The sequence below is a fragment of the Nitritalea sp. genome (assembly GCF_054166705.1).
Window position 1 is genome coordinate 52291 of the sequence record NZ_JBSZCV010000002.1, and the last position, 18105, is coordinate 70395.

Annotated in this window: 16 protein-coding genes; 7 read left to right on the forward strand and 9 right to left on the reverse strand. The window is 51.2% G+C overall.

The annotated features are described in order from the left end of the window. Positions 1–2: 2 nt before the first annotated feature. The 5 genes from ACXIT9_RS00575 to ACXIT9_RS00595 form a co-directional block, all read right to left on the reverse strand. A complete protein-coding gene (locus tag ACXIT9_RS00575; RefSeq protein ID WP_458054304.1) occupies positions 3–611 on the reverse strand; it encodes a hypothetical protein in 609 nt (202 codons plus the stop codon). A gap of 259 nt (positions 612–870) precedes the next feature. After that, the gene (locus tag ACXIT9_RS00580) at positions 871–1314 is read right to left on the reverse strand and encodes a hypothetical protein (protein ID WP_458054305.1); all 444 of its coding nucleotides are present in this window, start codon (positions 1312–1314) and stop codon (positions 871–873) included. Next, entirely contained in the window at positions 1311–1916 is a 606-nt protein-coding gene (locus ACXIT9_RS00585) for a hypothetical protein (protein ID WP_458054306.1), read from the reverse strand. Before ACXIT9_RS00585 ends, ACXIT9_RS00580 begins: the two co-directional genes overlap by 4 nt. Continuing rightward, positions 1916–2440 (reverse strand): hypothetical protein, encoded by a 525-nt coding sequence (locus ACXIT9_RS00590; protein WP_458054307.1) that lies wholly within the window; start codon positions 2438–2440, stop codon positions 1916–1918. The genes ACXIT9_RS00585 and ACXIT9_RS00590 overlap by 1 nt, the downstream gene beginning before the upstream one ends. After that, entirely contained in the window at positions 2428–5211 is a 2784-nt protein-coding gene (locus ACXIT9_RS00595) for a T9SS type A sorting domain-containing protein (protein ID WP_458054308.1), read from the reverse strand. Before ACXIT9_RS00595 ends, ACXIT9_RS00590 begins: the two co-directional genes overlap by 13 nt. A gap of 462 nt (positions 5212–5673) precedes the next feature. Between ACXIT9_RS00595 and ACXIT9_RS00600 the strand changes: the two genes are divergently transcribed. Further along, on the forward strand, positions 5674–6090 hold the full coding sequence (locus tag ACXIT9_RS00600) for a DsrE family protein (RefSeq protein WP_458054309.1): 417 nt from the start codon (positions 5674–5676) through the stop codon (positions 6088–6090). A 69-nt stretch (positions 6091–6159) separates the two neighbouring features. Further along, positions 6160–6981, forward strand: a complete 822-nt coding sequence (locus ACXIT9_RS00605; RefSeq protein WP_458054310.1) for a ZIP family metal transporter — start codon at positions 6160–6162, stop codon at positions 6979–6981. 30 nt (positions 6982–7011) lie between these two features. On the opposite strand, the gene ACXIT9_RS00610 is transcribed toward ACXIT9_RS00605, so the two are convergent. Next, on the reverse strand, positions 7012–7665 hold the full coding sequence (locus tag ACXIT9_RS00610; RefSeq protein WP_458054311.1) for a Crp/Fnr family transcriptional regulator: 654 nt from the start codon (positions 7663–7665) through the stop codon (positions 7012–7014). 95 nt (positions 7666–7760) lie between these two features. Between ACXIT9_RS00610 and ACXIT9_RS00615 the strand changes: the two genes are divergently transcribed. The 3 genes from ACXIT9_RS00615 to cydB are packed head-to-tail and all read left to right on the forward strand — an operon-like array spanning position 7761 to position 10423. Beyond that, positions 7761–7955: a hypothetical protein gene (locus ACXIT9_RS00615; protein WP_458054312.1), complete on the forward strand. Its 195-nt coding sequence runs from the start codon at positions 7761–7763 to the stop codon at positions 7953–7955. A gap of 3 nt (positions 7956–7958) precedes the next feature. Then, positions 7959–9347 carry a cytochrome ubiquinol oxidase subunit I gene (locus ACXIT9_RS00620; RefSeq protein ID WP_458054313.1) on the forward strand — a complete coding sequence of 463 codons (1389 nt, stop codon included), beginning with the start codon at positions 7959–7961 and terminating at the stop codon, positions 9345–9347. Further along, positions 9347–10423 (forward strand): cytochrome d ubiquinol oxidase subunit II, encoded by a 1077-nt coding sequence (gene cydB, locus ACXIT9_RS00625; RefSeq protein WP_458054314.1) that lies wholly within the window; start codon positions 9347–9349, stop codon positions 10421–10423. The genes ACXIT9_RS00620 and cydB overlap by 1 nt, the downstream gene beginning before the upstream one ends. Before the next feature lie 164 nt (positions 10424–10587). On the opposite strand, the gene ACXIT9_RS00630 is transcribed toward cydB, so the two are convergent. From ACXIT9_RS00630 to speE, 3 genes are all read right to left on the reverse strand, one after another. Further along, a complete protein-coding gene (locus tag ACXIT9_RS00630) occupies positions 10588–11352 on the reverse strand; it encodes a hypothetical protein (protein ID WP_458054315.1) in 765 nt (254 codons plus the stop codon). A 275-nt stretch (positions 11353–11627) separates the two neighbouring features. After that, complete coding sequence (locus ACXIT9_RS00635) at positions 11628–12749, reverse strand: hypothetical protein (protein WP_458054316.1); 1122 nt, start codon at positions 12747–12749, stop codon at positions 11628–11630. A 636-nt stretch (positions 12750–13385) separates the two neighbouring features. Beyond that, positions 13386–14669, reverse strand: coding sequence for a polyamine aminopropyltransferase (gene speE / locus ACXIT9_RS00640; RefSeq protein ID WP_458054317.1), 1284 nt, complete (start codon positions 14667–14669; stop codon positions 13386–13388). A 221-nt stretch (positions 14670–14890) separates the two neighbouring features. Between speE and ACXIT9_RS00645 the strand changes: the two genes are divergently transcribed. Both ACXIT9_RS00645 and ACXIT9_RS00650 read left to right on the forward strand, forming a co-directional pair. Next, positions 14891–16957, forward strand: coding sequence for a glycoside hydrolase family 97 protein (locus ACXIT9_RS00645; RefSeq protein ID WP_458054318.1), 2067 nt, complete (start codon positions 14891–14893; stop codon positions 16955–16957). A 110-nt stretch (positions 16958–17067) separates the two neighbouring features. Beyond that, complete coding sequence (locus ACXIT9_RS00650; protein WP_458054319.1) at positions 17068–17988, forward strand: glutaminase; 921 nt, start codon at positions 17068–17070, stop codon at positions 17986–17988. The last annotated feature ends 117 nt before the right edge of the window (positions 17989–18105 follow it).

The window sequence follows — 18105 nt, forward strand, 5'->3', positions numbered from 1 at the left end:
AATTAATTGTAAGCCGCCTCGAGCGTTATTACGCCTGTATAGGTACCTGTCGCCTGTGCGGCGGCTGCGCTTACCGTGCCACCGATCAGCACGAAGAAACCGTTAGAAAAGCCTGTAAGTGCATTGGTACCCACAGTATGCGTAAAGGCATTTACGGGACTGAATGCCGTAAGAGCTCCCCCTATAGCGGTCTGTAGGTTGTCGCCCACTGCTATAGCCGCGAAATCTACCGGGTCACCAGCTGCATTAGTAGCAAAATTGATAGGTAAGGTAGCACCTCCAGGACCGTCTAATACCGCGGGTAAGGTAAAGGTCAGCTCTACTGAAGACCCTGCAGTAGCTTGCACCATGAAAGCTCCTGACTGTACGTTAGCTGTAAACAGTGATCCACCATTTACTGTAGGAACACCTGCCGGCGTAACGGATTTTATTTGGTCCGCAAGCATAGCTCCAAATAACAAATCCCGGCTATCTCCGCCTCCAACTAATAAATCATCGAGTACCCGCGCTTCCGCATTGATAGTTCCCGTAAGGGCAGTCTGCGCCATGGCGCCAAAGGATAGGAAACATGTTGCTACAACAAGAATCCCGAAAGTAAAGATCGTTTTCATATGGTTCATTTTAATTACTCTGCAATATACTGGATACGCCTCTATTTCGTTACCCCCTCTATTCAACTAATCTCCATTTAGTGAAAAAATGTAATCATATAACCTTTTTTTGTCAGAATTAAGGCGATTTTTGTTACCGAAAAACATAATAGAAATAGAATTAATCAAATATTTAATTTACCAAAATCAACCCCTAAAAAATTGGCATGAAAATCCTCCAAACCACTCAAATGACAAAACTTCCATACATCCAAAAAAATCAGGGAATTTCGATAAGCACACGCGCCGCACGGCCATAAGGAAGTCCAATAAATGCAAAAAAAGAGTAGCGTTCCGGCAGGCGATCGCGGAGTAAAAGTGGGTCCGCGTCCAAGCGTAAAAGCTGCGGACCGGCACCGAGAACCTGGGCCTCAGCGGTATCGAAAGAGCCGGATGGCAAGAAGCGCACAGGATGCCTAAAGCCAGCCGCTTCCAACTCTTCTAAAAACTCCACCAGCAGTAAAACATCGATATTCTCCTGGGCCAGCACCCGATACCAGACATACTCCCCTGCCGCGATGGCAGGGTTGCCGGAGAGCTCCGGACTGTACTGCAGCAATAAAGAGGCGGGCAGTTCAATTTCCACATTTACCCACTGTGCCTGTGTAGCAAAAGGCCGCCAGCATACCCCTAACAAGAAGAAACAAAACAAGGCTTTTTTCATGGTGTGCTATCTAAGGTAAAGGTCACCACTATGTCTCCGGTGTAGGTTCCTGCGGGGACATTGCCCACAGGGCCTACCTCCCCATAGAAAAAGAAATGAATGAAGGTCTTCGGTCGCGTAAAGCCGCCATGAAGAGGCGTCGGCGGAGGACCCGGAGCGCCAGAGGTACGACGACGGGCAGGAAGGGTGAAGACCTGCGTTCCCGGCGGAAGCTCCTGTGCACCCGTTCGGGCTAACTCGACCTCTCCATTCGGAACGCCCTGATTATTGTAAGCCACACGCAAACGAAAGGGCAAGGCATCTGTTCCCAACACAAGTTCTGAGGGAGCATCTATCAAAACGGTGACATCAAACTCACTTGGCACTTCTATCACCAGCGGCGTAACCAGTGGATTATTCAGGCGTAAAACTGCTGTACGGCCACTGCCACGCACCAGGACGGCACCATCCACGTCTCGCTCAAACAGCAGCTCTGGAAGCGTGCCCGGCATAAGCTGAATCTCGTCGGAAGTGGTAAAGGCCCCGAAGTTAATACGTTGGGCAGAGGCTGTAAGTCCCACCCACAGTACTGCCAGTAAAAGTCCCATACCTCTCTTACGCATCAGATATATTCGATTTCCATGATAAATTCAGACGCATAGACGCCCGGCACAGCGCGCCGCAGGTCCATAGAAGCCCCTAACCAAAAATACAGCTCTCCTTTCGGGCTGAGCCGCAAGATCGCCTCTCCCACGTCCAGCTGCAGGCTTTGGGGCTGCGTATCCTCCTCGGCGAAGGAGAGCAAGTAAGTTATCCCTATCTCGCCGATCCGCTCCTCGCGCTCCTCCAGTCGCTCATCGAGGATATAGGTAATGCGAATTTGCGCATCCGGGAGGCCCGTAGCCAGCATTAAGGCGGCCTGCTCACTCCGAATGGGCGAAATCAGTACCACGGAATCCCCCAGTGGCGGCTGACTGATGTACAGATCCCGAATGGTCAGCAGCTCGATATTATCCACCACGGTGGCGGTAGCGCGGATCTCGGCCCGAAAGCGTCCGCCCCCCTGCTGCCCCTGCACGGCGCTGACAGATAGCCAGGCTAAAAATCCTAGCAGCGCTAAGCGATATTTCCGCACTACTTTTTCCATAATTTCTTCGTTTCGATGTGACGTCCGCTGCGAATCCGCAGCACATACATGCCCGCACCCCACTGCTCGGCCGGAAGCTCGAGACGGTGCATGCCTGCGGCAAAATCCTCTTCCCAGGCCACCAGCTTTTGGCCGGCAGGCCCGAATAGCTCCAGCGCCACCGCGCCCGCTTCCTCCTGGAAAAAGCGGACCGTTAAGCGATCGCTAAAGGGGTTCGGAAAAGGCGCAAATAGCGTAAAATCTCGCGGCTGATAGCCCGCATCCCCCTCTTCTACAGGCCCGATGCGCAGGGTAAAGGGCGCCACAGGGACTTCCCGCTCGCGCAACAATCGCACCTGAGGTCCAGCCCCCTGCGGCGCATTAGACGCTTGCATAGCAGGACGCGTGGGCAGCTGAAGGGCAGCCCAAGCTCCACCCGCTTGCCGTTCTGCCGCAGCCTGCACGAGGTCTGGCGCCCGGTAGCGCAGCCCATAATTTTGTTGGCGCCGCATATTTACGGCTCGCCGCTGGGCATGATCCATCAGTTGCACGGCTAGGTGTTCTGGCCAGTCCCCTTCTAAAGACCAGGAGAAGGTGAAATCCCCGGAGAAACTTTGGAACTCCCGGGCGGCGGCCAGGTACAGGGGAATGCTGATGCCCTCCTCCCGTGCCGCCAGCGGCAAATGGTTGATGGCCAGCGGGGAGAGATGTCGGCTGCTGCTGCGCGTGTAGGGCACCAGCCAAGAGCTCCCCAGCGGCTGTAGCTGATAGGCATCCCACACATCAGCCCCGATCAAGCCATAGGGGCTGAACTGCAGGCGTGTGCTTCCCTCCATGCCAGCACCGCGGATTTCTAAGACGAGGACAGGATCGCTCCGCTCAGGTCCGAGGAAGGCCTGACGCGCGATAAAAGAAGCCGAAGCCGCCGTTTTAGCTGCATTCGATACAGAGAGACTGGGGTTGGCCGCATTTGCCTTCACCCAAAACCCTTGGAAGGGAGCCAAACGCCCATCGAAGTCCCCTGTGCTGCCATTGGTCACCCGAAAAGCACCCTCCACTCCCGGCGTACCCCCGGTTAAAGTGGGATCCCACACGTAAATGCTGCCATCTAAATTCGTGCGTGTCCATCCAGGCCCCATCCAGTCCAGCACGGAGGCGGTGGGATTAGCCACCATATTAAATCCCTCATCGGCTAGGTTGACCTCCACGACGGCGAGACTATCGGGTGGCCCTGTACCCACGAACAGAGTATCGCGCTGCGTAAAGGTCAGGGAAGGAAAAGAAAAGGGTGTGCTGAGGTTGGGCTCTTGGCCCTGCACGGCCATCAGGCGAGGCAGCGCATCCGGATAAGGGGTGCTCGGCGCATCGGGTCGGGTGGCTCCGCCAAAGACAAAGAGGTAGTGCCCCCGCCCACCGGGAACGATAGCGCTGGCCTGGCTCGGCTGCCGCCAGGCTTGGTTCGTGGTCCCGATGTCGGTCTCATCGAACCAGAGCAGATTGGGCTGTAAGGACGGGAAGGTGGAGCCCGGAAAGCCCTGTGTCACCATGTTGTCAGTAAAGGCAGCATAGCTGGCACCTGTTACGGGCACGCCGACCATCCGCCAGCCACGGTTGCCTTGAATGCGCTGCTGCACCTCTAGGTTTGGGTTTTCCGTGCTGAGGTTTTGGTAATTCGCCCCTGGGGCAATGCGGATGAAGCTGCCGGCATCTTGGGTAACGCTGACCGTCCCCCCCTCAAGAATAAAGCCTCCCTCCACGGTAAGAATGGCATTAGGGTTTTCAGGCGTCCCCATGATCAGCTCACCGACGCTCGTAAGCGTGAAGCTGGAATCAGCTGGGATGGTGGGCTGGTTCGGTCGCTGCGGAATGATGATACGTGAATTCGAAAAAGGAACTATGCCGGTAGACCAGTTGCCGTCCGTAAACCAGTCTGTATCCACATCTCCTGTCCAGATAAAGGCGCGATCCAGGCGGACATCGTGGATGCGTAGGTCTCCATTAAGAAGTCCTAGGTTCAGTACATTACTGGCGCGCACAGCCACCCGATCGAAGGGAACGCCTAAATTCGCTGCTACAAGTCCTCGATCACCGCCTAGATCCAACAGACGCACCGAGATTAAATTGCCGATAGAATTTCTGCTTGTCTCTGCCCCATTAAAATAGGTAACCAACTCGAGTGAATTTAAAAGCTGTAAATTAAGGAGACCACCCGAGTTACTAAAAGTAATACGCAGAAGATCATTTTCCGCAGCAGGCATCCCCCATTCGAAGGATTGTTCGATAAACTGACCTACACTAAAGCTTAGGAGATTGTTAGGGAAACTGGAAAAAGTATTCAAGTTATCGTCTATAGCTCGATTGATGTTATTCACCCGAGTAGAGCCTATTACGTTAAGCCCACCCCCATCGAATGACGTAAAATTCGCGACAGAGGAAAGGTCTAAATTCCCAATTCGGTAAGCTTCAAATACACTGAAATTATGGCTGGCGCAAGCAAGGCCTAATAATGCGCCTATCACATCATTGTTGATAATAACTCCATTGTAATTAAACTCTGGAGAAATACCCAAGTGAAAATCTCCATTGCCACTTTGTAGCACTCTAAAATTACTCGGATTACCCCCAAGGTTGTTTCCGGTAGTGTACAGTCCATTCGTTCCCGAGGGATTGATTACTTGAAAGCTAAGAACCGGGGAGCCATTCAAAAGAAACCCTAAAACCCCCAACAAATTTTCAACTAAACTACCTGCAGTTAGATTATTTAAAATATCAGAACCTGCTGCAACCTTCACATAACTCGAACTACGCGAAGGAAACGTTGCATTAAAGTTGATCTGAATATTCCCATCACTTGTTGATCCAATACACAGCCCTCTTCTTGCATTGATTAAAGCAGCTGTATTTAAATTAGCATCTACTGCTCTTTCTGGAAAATTGTTTCCAATACCTCTTACATTAGTAGGAGGACTAATACCTATTGGTATTATGTTTTGCTGCCCGAACACACTTCTCCCCGGAAGGCATAGCCAAAAAATCATCAGAACCGCTAAGGTTCGGACGCAGAGTCTTGATGCGCGCGCTGACATGAAAGGTATTCGTTTTTATATGGTTAGTACAAAGATATCAATTTCCACCTATCCTCCGAAAACCTTCTTTAAAAAAATATTCCTTGCCCCTTCTCCGGCCTCCTGTGACTTACATCACCTAATTCCCGCCCCATGTGCACTACATTGAAAAAAATTTCCCTAAAGCTCATGCGCTTCTTCCTGCTCTTACTCCCTATTTTTCTCGGCTCCTCTTTGGGCTTCGCCCAAAACCCCGCTGACACCCATAAAATCGTCCTCCACTACAGCGAAGGAGATCCTGCCACCCACCCCAAACTGCTGCGTAATCTCGAAAATATCCTCGCGGCGGCGCCCGATACCGAGCTGGTTCTCGTCACCATCGGCATGGGCGTAGACCTGATGCGCAGGGACATCCCCCAGCCCCTTCAGGAGAAAATGCAGGCCCTCCAGGGCCGAGGCGTGCGCTTCGAGGTTTGTGAGAACACGCTCAAACAGCGCGGACTGGAAAAAGCCGAATTTTTACCTATCAGCAGCTATGTCACAGCGGGCATCCTGGCGCTCGTTGAGCTCCAAAAAGCTGGATTTATTTACATTAAAGCGGGATAGGACCGAGAATAGCCCGAAAATGCGTACCTTGCAGCCGCACGTGCCCGTCTTTTTTCGCACGCCCCGCTCATGATGCAAGAACTCGTTGCCTTTGCCGAACGCATCGGCCCCGTTTATGCGGCACTCATCGCCACCACCTTCACCTGGATGCTCACCGCAGCAGGTGCCGGCATCGTCTTCTTCTTTCGCACCATAAACCGCGCGGTCTTCGACACGCTCCTCGGCTTTACTGGGGGCGTCATGCTCGCCGCCAGCTTCTGGTCCCTGCTGCTGCCCAGCATCCACCATGGTGCCGAACAGTTTCCGAACACCCCCTGGCTGCCTGCCGCCATCGGCTTCCTGCTCGGAGGTCTCTTTATTTTTAGCTTGGACAAGTTGCTCCCCCACATGCATGTCAACTTCCAGCGCACCGAGGGGGTAAAAACCGACTGGCAGAAATCGACCCTGCTCGTGCTGGCCATCACGCTCCATAACATCCCAGAAGGACTGGCCATCGGCATTCTCTTCGGTGCAGCCGCCCAGGGGGTCGCTGGAGCATCTACCGCAGCCGCCATTGCCCTAGCCATCGGTATCGGGATCCAAAACCTCCCAGAAGGCATGTCGGTCTCCATGCCTCTCCGCCGGGTGGGCTACAGCCGCAGCAAAAGTTTTTGGTACGGACAGCTGTCTGCCGCAGTGGAACCCATCGCGGGCGTCATCGGTGCCATCGCCGTAAGCCATACCCAGAGCTTCCTGCCCTTTGCCCTGGCCTTTGCCGCAGGCGCCATGATCTTCGTCATCGTGGAAGAGGTCATCCCCGAAACACAGCGCGATAAGTATACCGACCTGGCCGTCCTAGGCTTTATGGCAGGATTTACTCTGATGATGATTCTGGATGTCGGGCTGGGCTGAAGCCCAAAAGGCACAGGTCTAGCCTGCCGCTTACTGAGGAGCTAAGAGGGTCACCGCATTCCGTCCCACACGCACCACACCCCGCTGCTCCAGCTTTTTCAGCAGGCGCGAAATCACCTCACGCGAGGAATTTAACTCCAGAGCGATCTGCTGATGGGTAGCATGCACGGTGCTGCTTTGATTCGCCTCCACGGATTTCTGCAGATACTCGATAAGCCGCTCATCCATTTTTCGGAAAGCGACCGAATCCACCACCTTCAGCAGCTCGTCGAAGCGATCCTGATAACTATCCATAACGAAAAAATACCAAGACTTGAACTTGAGCATCCACTCGTCTAGCTTGGCGATAGGCAAAATAATCGCCGTGGTGTCTTCCATCGGGATGGCCTTAATTTTCGAGTATCCGGTGCGTTCGGAACAGATCAGCGTGATGGCGCAGGCCTCCCCTGGCTCTAGGTAGTATAAAAAAATCTCGTGGTCTTCCTCGTCCTCACGAAAAACTTTTACCGAACCCTCCACGATAAGCGGGATAACCTCCACCCGCTGGCCGATGTCCATCAGCAGCTCGTCCGCAGGAAAAAGCACGAGCTCTCCTATCGAGGCGATCTCCTGCTGTAATTCGGGTTCAAAATGTGCAAAATGCGTGGTCAAATACTTTTTTAGGTTGTTCGGACTTCCCATCATGGCGCTAAAGGGTGATACTGGTCACTGTTTGTTCTTATGGTACACGTAATTTTACAGTATTGTATGAAAAAAGTAAAGCATTTCACTAAAAATTTATGCCACAGCGACGCGCACAATTCCTCTTTCTTTTAGGACTCGGCCTGATGATAAGCTATCGGCTTTTGGTGAAATTGCCTTTTCTTCCCGAGCAGCTCATCGGTTTCGATACGCCGAAATTACTTAAAATTCTGATCGGCCTGCTCTTCATCAGCCTAACCCTCGCACATTACAAAAAATCCTTTAAACACTAGCCTATGCTTTGGGACGTAGAAACACTCTCGCGCATTCAGTTCGCCTTTACCATCATGTTTCACTACATTTTTCCGCCGTTTAGCATCGGCCTGGGACTGCTGTTAGTGATCTATGAATCGCTGTATCTGATTACGAAAAAGAAAATTTATGAAACCATCACCCGCTTTTGGGTGAAGATTTTTGCAGCTAATTTCTCCATCGGGGTAGCTTCCGGCATCGTGATGGAGTTCGAGTTCGGCACCAACTGGTCCGCCTATTCCCGTTTCGTAGGAGACATTTTCGGTTCACCACTAGCAGCCGAGGGCATCTTTGCCTTTTTCCTGGAGTCGGGCTTCCTGGCCATCTTGCTATTTGGCTGGAACCGCGTTCGCCCAGGCATGCACCTGTTTGCGACCATCATGGTGGCTTTCGGAAGTATGATGTCGGGCTTCTGGATCGTGGTTGCCAACAGCTGGCAGCAGACGCCCGTAGCCTATGAAATCGTGGAAGATTTCGGCATCCGCCGGGCAGTCATCACGGATTTCTGGGCCATGATTTTTAATCCCTCGGCCATGATTCGTTTCACCCATGTAATCGTGGGCGCGTGGGTCCAAGGGGCCTTTCTGGTCCTTTCCGTTTCGGCTTACTACCTGCTGAAGGGAAAAAATATCGAATTTGCCAAGCGTTCCTTTGCCATCGCATTGGGCTTAGCGGCTATGGCCTCTTTGGCGCAGCCCTTCCTCGGCCACACCCATGCCCAGGTGGTAGCAGAGTGGCAGCCAGCTAAATTAGCGGCCTTCGAGGGGCTCTACGAAACCCAAAAGCAAGCACCGCTTTATCTGGTCGGCTGGACGAATCCCGAGACCCGAGAGACGAAAGGCATCGCCATTCCAGGCATGCTGAGCTTCCTCGCTCATGGTGATATAGATGCAGAGGTCACAGGCCTAGACGCCTTTCCTGAGGAGGACTGGCCACCCGTAAACGGGGTCTTTCAGTCCTACCACATGATGGTGGCACTGGGCATGCTCTTCATCGGCCTGACCACGCTGTCGCTCTTTTTACTGTGGCGTGGCACGCTCTTTCAGCAGACCTGGCTCCTGAAACTGTATCTGCCTGCTGTGGCGCTACCGGTCTTAGCGAATCAGCTGGGCTGGATCTCCGCCGAAAGGGGCCGACAGCCCTGGATCGTGCAGGGGCTCCTCCGCACCAGTGAGGGCGTCTCCCCATCGATCACCGCTCCGGAGGTAATGATTTCTCTCTTCCTCTTTTTCGTCGTATACGTCCTGCTCTTCTTCGTCTGGCTTTATGTGCTGGACCGCGAAATCAAGCATGGCCCGGAGCACGTGACCGAGCTGATGGAGAGCTACAAGAAGAAAAACGAAAAAATAGACGCTTTAACCTCGGATAACTAATGGATTATAACGTTGTTTGGTATATTTTGGTGGGCATTTTACTCATCGGATATGCGATTTTAGATGGCTTCGATCTGGGCGTAGGGATTTTGCACTTACGTGCCAAAACCGATGAAGACAGACGGATTCTCATGAATGCGATCGGCCCAGTTTGGGATGGCAATGAGGTGTGGCTCATCACTGCCGGTGGGGCGCTTTTTGCCGCATTCCCGAATGTATATGCCACGGCCTTCTCGGGCTTTTACCTGCCTTTTATGCTCCTGCTGATCGCACTGATCTTCCGCGCCGTATCGATCGAATTTCGTGGAAAAGAGGACAGTCGCGCCTGGCGTAACTTCTGGGACCGCGGCTTCTCTATCGGCTCCATCGCCGCAGCGATTCTTTTCGGAATTGCTATCGGAAATGTGGTGATGGGCTTCGCCATAGAAGAAAATATGGAGTTCCAGGGGACCGTCTTCGACCTCCTGAACCCCTATGCACTGGGCGCTGGCTTATTTTCGCTCAGCATGTTCTCCCTACATGGCAGTATTTACCTGAACATGAAGACGGAGGGCAAGCTGCAAAAGCAAATTCAAGGCTGGATTCGCATTAATTTCTGGGTATTTCTCCTTGTTTTCCTCGCATTCTCTGGATTCACCCTATACCTGAAGCCGGAAATGATTGCCAATTTTTCCTTTGGGATGCTCGAGCTGCCCGGTAAAAAGCATGCACTCATCACGAATAACGAGACCTTTATTTCCCTTTTCGCCTGGACAGTGGTGGGCCTGACGGCTTTGGCTATCGCCAATATCCCCCGCACACTGGCTAGAGGCTCCTACGGGTGGACCTTTGTTTCCTCTGCCGCCACCATCGCAGCAGTGGTCATGCTGTTCGCGCTGGGCATCTTCCCGAACATGATGCTTTCAACTATCGATCCGATCTATAACATCGACATTTATAACGGGGCCTCCTCCGCCTATACCTTACGGATTATGGCGATTCTCGCCTTCATCGGCATGCCCTTCGTAGTGGCGTACACCTCAATAATTTACTGGACCTACCGTGGAAAGGTGCGTATCGATGAAAATTCGTATTGACATACTGCGCAGTGGCACACAAGGTACTTCCCTGCCTGCGGTTTTCTAGTCTGTAAAAAAATCTCTGACGAGAAAAAAAGGAGGCCTGCTTGCTTCAGGCAGGTTTCCTTCCCCTTTATTTTTGCGCCCAGGCGCACTCCCCCTAGCCCCTCTCAGACAGCGTCCTATTTCCCGAGCGCAATCCCTACTTTCAAGCTAAAAAGCACCGTATCGGGGGTAAAGCTAACGCGAGCCAGACCCGACGTGTCCCCAGACTGATAACGAATAAACTGGGTGACTCCTGTGCCGACATCGAAAAACTGCTCAACACCCAGCTGGAGTGTATAGCGCTCTTGGAGCTGATAACTAAAGGCGAGACCCATAGCCGCTCGGAGGCCTATTCGCTCCTTCGACAGCTCGGGCCATAGCTGTACCCTCCCCCCGGCACTGTCGCGTACCTCGCCAGAGCGGAGGGCTGCCCCATCGATTTCACCCTGGAATAAGGCGGGATAGGCTACCGCCTCTACTCGGAGAAAAAAAGGACGATAGAGACTGAGGGGAAGTTGATACCCATAGCGGAGCGAAGCCAGGAGACGCGTCTGATCGAGGCGCATCTTTGCTGTGACGCGTGTACCTGAGGCATTTTGCCCTATCGCTATAGGAATACTGAAATGAGAGCGTTCCCAAAGCAGCCCAAGGGCGAACTGATGCGTTTCCCCCTGCCAGGCCAACTCCAGGGAAGGACTAATCCCTCCATGTGCTGTATGTCCACGCAGCGGATCCCGCTGCAAAACCTGATGCCGCGTGGAAAAGATCTGTACTCCCGGGCGTAGAAAAAACCCCCGCACAGGACTGTTCCACTGACTGTACATGCCCGAGTGGGCAGTGGATACGTTCACCTGAGCAAAAAAGCAGGTGAGGAAAAGAAAGAAGGCCAAAAAGCGATGCATAAAAGGGATACTTTAGCATCGCAAGTTGGGAGAATTATACGTAATTCACAAGTAAATATCTGATTTTCAGTATTTTAAATAATCTACTTATTTTCTTAATTTAACTTAATACCTTAAGCATGTATAAGATGAATCCAAGTATGAATCGATTAATAGTACAGCTTACTTCCTGCTAATGGCATCATTTCAAGATGAAAAATACGCCTACAGACAGTTGGACAGCTCCGACTTAATCTAGCCGGTATTTCAGCAGATGAAAAAGACGCTTGCTGGTTCTAGGCCTCTCCTAAAACACGCATGACAGGGCTTAACTCTATTTTTACTACTTTTTCCTCACGCACACTGGAACCGTAGAGTAATTTTTTATCCCAATCGATAACATAAGCATTTAGGGCTACGGGAAGCGACACACGTACCTGTGGCTTTCCATCTAAATCGTAAAATCTCAACTCATAATTTTTGGGTTCATCCCCATCAAGCGATTTAAACTTTTTCAATACGACGATGTAATCCTGAACCAAACTAGGGCGAACGAAACCTTCTTCTTGTTGCAACAGCTCAACCATAGCTTCTTCAAACTCTCTGGCATCATAATAATTATCCGACCAGTTCTCTCCTTCTACCACCGCAAATTCAGGAATTAACTCCATGGATAAAAAATCAAGGCGGGCCATCAAAACATTGGTTCGCAACACCCTATTTTTATCGGGTATATGAAGCGTGGCTCCGGGATAAAATCCAAAAAAGACATCGCTGCTTACTTTGGTGATATTTTTAACAGCAGGAAACATTCCAGACGCATACAGTTGCCCTGAATTCAGGTCCAAGCCTTTTAGTATAGAGTACGAATCATCGAATAAATCACGATCCAATAGTAAAAAATCATCCTGCACATAGTAAATGGAATTATAAGGATACTTACTCGGTGAGACTTCTATGTAAGTAGAATAAATGGGCATTCCGTCCCCCTTAGCTAGTGTTTGTAGGATATCAATTTTTCCGATGAAACCAATCTTATCGTTTGATACCCACATGAACTGCCCTGTTTCATCTTGTTCTGTTTGTCTATTGAAAAGGGTACTAGCAGGAGGCCATTCTCCGGGTCCTTCTCCTATTAATCCTATAGCCCCTAAGGAGTCAAAAGTCTCTTTATGGTAGATATAAAATTGATGAGGTGTCTTGTATGGAGAAACAATCAATAGCGAATCGACAGCATAAAGATCAAAAATAGCGAGTGGCACATTTTCCAGTATTTCCTCATATGCCTCGAGGGTGATGTGAGTGAAATCAGTTTCATTCACTTCAATCGTAGGAATTTCAGTGTAGCTAAGCTCAGCCTCCCCATCGCCACAAGCTGCCATGAGCAAGAGTAGGAGTAGATGATAATAGTTTTTCATATGGTTTGTCTTTTCAGATTATATGGAAAAGTTTCGGGCAATTTTACTACCCGAAACCAACCTTATTCAATAAGATATATCACTTACCACTACCACAAGGCCCCTTTTCTGATCCAGTACCCATGCTTTCCGTACAAATCATCTCTGAACAGAAATTTGTTTTTCTGTTATCATCTTTTGCACTTGTAACATTGTGGAAACAGGAGGCTCTCTTGTCATCGCTTCCAATCAACTTCGCTAGAAATTTTCCCGGACCAGCGTTTACCGCAGCAATAGGCGAAATTGCGCATGCAGAAGCTAGCAACACGCCTGCAAATAATGACTTGTTTATTCTCTTCATTTTTATTTTAGATTAATAATTTTGACTTTAATTAATGTTTTTTGGCCAAAAAATCATATCCAAATCTAAAAAAAAATAAAATTAGTCAAGAAAAAATCGAGAAAAATATTAAAAAAAATATTAATCACCTGATTACCAATTACTTAAATTTCAATAAGCCAGCAAGACACATACCTAACCCCCAAAAAAAGCGTACAAAATCACCAAGGAATCGCACGAAAAAGCCCTCTTCGCCTAAAGAAAAGCAAAGAGGGCCTGCATGGTGTGCAAAAAACGACTCGAAGAACCTAAAAACGCTACTTACGCTGTAAAAGCTGGCGCACAAAGTTCGGCAAGGCCAGTGAGGCCGTATGGATACTACTATTATAGTACCTCAAGCCCTTGGCCTGAACGAAGGCCTCCACCTCTGCCGCATCGACGTGCCCAAAATCAGTGGCCGAAGCCTTCGTCCCAATCTGGAAGGACCACATGCCCGTAGGATAAGTAGGCACGTAAAAAAGACTGACATAGGCATTTCCCTTACCGAAAAGCCCTTCGATCGTGTCGTGCAAGTCCGTAAAAGCAGCCTCATTAAATTTGGGCGACTCGCCCTGCGCCACCAAAATACCCTCCGGCTTAAGTGCCTTGTAACAATGATTATAAAAGCCCACAGAGAACAAGCCCTCCGCAGGGCCTACTGGGTCGGAGCCATCTACGATGATCAGGTCATAACTGGAATGGGGGGCCTGCTCGGCAAAGGAGATACCATCTCCGACGATCAACTCTAAGCGCGGATCATCGAAAGCTGCCGCTATTTGGGGAAGATGCTGCTTGCAGGCTTTGATCACCTCCCCGTCGATTTCCACCATGGTAACCTTCTCGATCCCGGGATGCCGCAGCACTTCACGTACCGTTCCGCCATCACCACCACCGATAACGAGGACATTTTTTACCCTACCATGCGCGAAAATCGCCGGATGACTGATCATCTCATGGTAATGAAATTCATCATTCTCCGTTGTCATCACCATATCGTCTAGCGCCAGGAACTTGCCGTACTTCGGCGATTCTAAGATCCGCACCCGCTGATACTCCGTGGTGACATCGTGATACACTTCGCCCGTGTAGCGCAGAGAAAGCGCTTGGAACTCATCCTTATCCGTAAACCAAACATTACGGGTATACATCCCCGGATTCACCCACTCCTCCGCCTTTTGTCGGGAAGAGCTGATGTCGAAGTCGATGCGCTTCAACAGATTTTTCGACCCGCGCTTCATTTCGATCGCCGAGTAAGAGTCGGAACGAAACGCTTCTTTTAGAAAGTCAAAAGAAATCCAGGCATCCATCTCCCCGCAGGTGAACAGATCCACTGCAGCGTACCCGTACTCCGGCCAGGTATGGATGGCCAAATGGCTCTCCTCGATGACCACCACTCCCGACACCCCATAAGGGGAGAAATGGTGAAAGGTGGAATTAATCACTGTGGCTCCCGCCTTGCGTGCTGCCTCTACCATGTCCCGCTCGATGCTCGACACATCGTTTAAAACATGTGGATCGCATCGCATAAACTCTACCAAAATGTGGTTTCCTAAAGCTCCCATCGCCTTTTTTTTATCGTTTTAACCCTACAAAAGTACGCTTTTCCCCGTCCACCAAAAGCATTTTTTTCAGAAATCCTGCGCAACACCCTTTGGGCCGTGGCCCCACAAACCGATACCGCCCACATAAAATACGGCCCTTACCTACCAAGAAAAGTGAATTTCCCACCAAGAAAGCGAACATGTGCCCGCCTAAATCGGTTAAAATCTAAAAATTAGCTTACATGAAGTACCCTTTACTCCTAGGATTCTTTGCCTTTTTTTTGTTTTCCTGTGGCATCTCCGAAGAGCAGCAGCTCCAGTCCCCCTCGGGCCTTATTCGCGTGGAGATAAACCTGAAGGAGGGCACTCCGCATTATGCCTTACAAAAAAACGACGAAAAACTCATCCTGCCCAGCCCCCTCAGCCTGGCATTTAAGGACTTTTCCATAGGTGAAAATGCCCGACTCGTGGCCGTCAGAAACTGGGAAGAAGAGGAGCCGTGGGACGCCGTCTGGGGCGAAAAAAGCAAGTTCCTCGCCCACTATAAAGGAAAACTGCTGACCTATGAAGAAGAAAATGGCCTGCAGTTCCAACTCGAATTCCGTGCCTATGACGATGGCATCGGCTTCCGCTACATCATTCCCGAACAGGAGGGACTCCCGGACAGCCTATTCCTGCTAAATGAAAAAACATTTTTCCAACTTCCCGAAGATTACACTGCCTGGTGGATAGAAGGCAATTACGATACGTATGAATTGCTGTACACCAAAAGCCCCGTCAGCGCCATCGGAGAGGTAGAAAATGAGTTCAACACCCACACCCACTCCATCGGGGGCTTCCCTAAAAATTCTGCCCATACCCCGCTCACGATGAAAACAAGCCAAGGCAGCTACCTGTCCATTCATGAGGCTGCCCTGATCGATTACGCTGGCATGACGCTAGAGCGTCTGGATGGCTATCGGCTAAAATCGAACTTAGTCCCTTGGCCCGACGGCATCCTGGTACGCAGCGCTGGTGCCTTAACTAGCCCTTGGCGCGCTATAATCGTAGCGGACAGCCCGGGAGAGCTGGTGGAGTCAGAGCTTATCTTGAGCTTGAACACCCCGCGTGATCGCAGTAAAAACTACAGCTACATCGAGCCCATGAACTATGTGGGCATCTGGTGGAGTATGCACCTGGGCATCGAAACCTGGGGCATGGAAGGGGGACGACATGGCGCCACCACGGAAAACACCAAGCGCTACATCGACTTCGCGGCGGCGAATAACATTCGCGGCGTGCTCGTGGAAGGTTGGAACACCGGATGGGAAAGCTGGTATCAGGACGACAATTTTGATTTTCAAACCCCTTACCCGGATTTCGATTTGGAAGAAGTGGCGCGCTACGCGCAAGAAAAGGGCGTGGCGCTCATCGGCCATCATGAAACAGGCGGGCAGGTGCTTTCTTATGAAGAAAATTTAGAGGCCGCCCTCGATCTCTACCAGTCCCTCGGCATAAAAGCCATCAAGACCGGATATGCCGGGCAGATGCGCCCCGAAGGCCACTTTCACCAGGGGCAGTTTATGGTCCGCCACCACCAGCGTGTCGTGGACGAAGCAGCGAAAAGAGGCATCATGGTAAACATCCATGAGCCCATAAAAGACACCGGCCTGCGCCGCACCTATCCGAACCTGATGACCCGGGAGGGTGTCCGCGGCATGGAATGGAATGCCTGGTCACGCGGAAATCCACCCTCCCACACACCGACGCTGGTGTTCACACGCATGCTTGCCGGGCCTCTTGACTACACACCCGGTATTTTCGACCTAAAATTCGAAAATTTCCGTGAGCAAATGACGCTTTGGAACGAGCTCGACGGCCTCGAAACGGAAGGGCGCATGTACAGCACCCTCGCCCGCCAGCTCGCCCACTATGTTCTCTTGTATAGCCCACTGCAAATGGCCGCAGATATGATCGAAAACTACGAGGACCAGCCTGCCTTCGAATTTATTCGCCAAGTTCCCGCTGACTGGGATGAAATCCGCGTACTAGACGGTGAAATCGGCGAGTATGTCATCATCGCCCGCAGAAAAGGAGAGCAGTGGTTCCTCGGCGGGATCACGGATGAGCAGGAGCGCCAGGTAGAGGTCCCACTGGACTTCCTGGGCCCACGCAGCTTTATGGCCACCAGTTACGCCGACACAGCAGATACGGACATGGATGAAAACCCTACCGCCATCGCCATCGAAACACGCGAAGTAAATAGCCGCCAATCCTTGGTATTCACGATGAAGCCTGGCGGCGGATTCGCCGTGCAGTTTACTCCTTAAATGAATTTTAGGCACAGATTTGGCCGGGAAATAAAAAGTCTCGGCCTTTTTTTTGCGCCGGGGCGCAAAACCCCCTCCCTAAAAACACGATCTTCTAAGTGAAATCCACCATGACAACAGACTACGCAGACCTGATCCAAACCGTATATACCCGAGTTAAAAAAATGGACCTCCGCGGGCAGGTGGCCAATTATATCCCGGAGCTCGCGCAGGTGGATCCGGAGCAGTTCGGGATCGCACTGGTGGACACAGCAGGAAAGGTCTACGGCGCAGGAGACTACCAGAAGCCCTTTTCGATCCAAAGCATCTCGAAGGTTTTTACCCTCATGATGGTCTTTCATGTGTTTAAACAGAAGCTCTGGCAGCGTGTAAATGTGGAGCCGAGCGGCAATCCCTTTAACAGCATCGCCCAGCTGGAGTTTGAGGGCGGCATCCCTCGGAATCCCTTCATTAATGCCGGCGCGCTGGTGATTACCGACGCTCTCTACGGCAAATATCCGGATGCACTACAGGCCATCGTGGACTTCGTAAACGAGCTGGCGGGGAAGAATTGTGTCAGTATAAATGAAGCTGTGAAGCGCTCCGAACTGGCACATGCACAGCGGAATAAGGCCCTTGCCTACTTTTTAAAGGCCTATCAAAATTTCCATCACGAGGTGGAGGAGGTGCTCGAAACCTATGTGGCGCACTGTGCCATCGAAATGAGCTGTGAAGACCTAGCCAAGTCCTTCACCTGTTTTGCACTGGATGGCTACTCCCCTTTTGCGCAGCGCCGCATCCTCTCCGAAAGCCATACCCGACGCCTAAATGCCCTAATGCTAACCTGTGGCTTCTACGATGAGGCCGGTGAGTTTGCCTTCCGCGTGGGACTACCCGGAAAATCGGGCGTGGGAGGAGGAGTGGCCGCCGCCCTGCCGGGCAAATTCTCCGTCGCGGTCTGGAGCCCAGAGCTAAACGTGCGGGGCAACTCGATTCGGGCCATAAAGGCTCTGGAACTGCTCACCGATGAGCTCGACTTCTCCCTATTTTAAAGACTGCCAACGGAATACCTGCTGAAATTCAGCGGACTACTTCTCCTATTTTCATCATGAAAGCAGTCCGCTTAGAAAATATGCAAAAAAATTTGGCTACCTTTGCACTTTAATTCA